General features: G+C 71.9%; 2 protein-coding genes. One reads left to right on the top strand and one right to left on the bottom strand.

All coding sequences use genetic code 11. The features are described from left to right. Positions 1-293, top strand: a 293-nt coding sequence (locus tag CCN72_RS31455) for a phosphatase PAP2 family protein (RefSeq protein WP_208638150.1), incomplete at its 5' end; no start/stop codon positions are given. A 45-nt stretch (positions 294-338) separates the two neighbouring features. On the opposite strand, the gene CCN72_RS31450 is transcribed toward CCN72_RS31455, so the two are convergent. Beyond that, positions 339-1,210 (bottom strand): acetyl-CoA C-acyltransferase (locus tag CCN72_RS31450; protein ID WP_086811524.1); only part of this gene is annotated, 872 nt, incomplete at its 5' end.

The raw sequence follows: 1,210 nt of genomic DNA, 5'->3' as shown, positions 1-1,210 counted from the left end.
CCAACCAGTACGCGGCGATGCCGTCCCTGCACTTCGGCTGGTCCCTGTGGTGCGGTGTCGTGATCGTGGTCCTCGCCCCCAAGTGGTGGATGAAGGCGCTCGGTCTGCTGCACCCCCTGTGCACCATCTCCGCCATCCTCGCCACCGCCAATCACTGGGTCCTCGACGCGGTCGGCGGCGCCGTGGTGGTCACCGCGGGCTTCGCCCTGTCGTACGTGGTCCAGGGGCCGCGCGCGGCCCGGGCCCCGGCGCTCGACGCGGCGGGGCTGATGGAACCGGTGCCGGTGAAGTAGGGCGCCGGGGGCGGCCGGGGCCGCCGGGGCGCGCCCGGCGGTCCGCTACAGGCGCTGGATGATCGTGCCGGTCGCCAGGCCGCCCCCCGCGCACATCGTGATCAGCGCGAACTCCTTGTCGGTGCGCTCCAGTTCATGCAGGGCCGTGGTGATCAGACGGGCGCCCGTCGAGCCGACCGGGTGGCCGAGCGCGATCGCGCCGCCGTTGACATTGACCTTCGCGAGGTCCTGCTCGAAGACCTGCGCCCAGCTCAGCACCACCGACGCGAACGCCTCGTTGATCTCCACCAGGTCGATGTCCTTCAGCGACATCCCCGCCTTGCCCAGCACCGCCCGGGTCGCGTCGATCGGCCCGTCGAGATGGAAGTGCGGGTCGGCGCCCACCAGCGCCTGCGCGACGATCCGCGCCCGGGGCTTCAGCTTCAGCGCGCGGGCCATCCGCTTGGACGCCCACATGATCGCGGCCGAACCGTCCGAGATCTGCGAGGAGTTGCCCGCCGTGTGCACCGCGGTCGGCATCACCGGCTTGAGCCGGGCCAGCGCCTCCAGGGAGGTGTCCCGCAGTCCCTCGTCCTTGTCGACCAGGCGCCACATGCCCTGTCCCGCGTACTGCTCCTCCTCCGTGGTGGGCACCTGCACCGCGAACGTCTCCCGCTTGAACCGCTCCTCCGCCCAGGCGAGCGCCGCCCGCTCCTGGGACAGCAGCCCGAACGCGTCCACGTCCGCGCGCGTCAGCCCCCGATGACGCGCGATCCGCTCGGCCGCCTCGAACTGGTTGGGCAGATCGACGTTCCACTCGTCGGGGAAGGGCTTGCCCGGCCCGTGCTTGGAGCCGGAGCCCAGCGGCACCCGGGACATCGCCTCGACACCACAGCTGATGCCGACGTCGATGACGCCCGCCGCGACCATGTTGGCCA

The organism is Streptomyces murinus (genome assembly GCF_002154555.1).
GTDB classification, from domain to species: domain Bacteria; phylum Actinomycetota; class Actinomycetes; order Streptomycetales; family Streptomycetaceae; genus Streptomyces; species Streptomyces murinus.
Note: the sequence above shows the minus strand (reverse complement) of the source record. Positions and strands in the feature narration are given on the sequence as shown.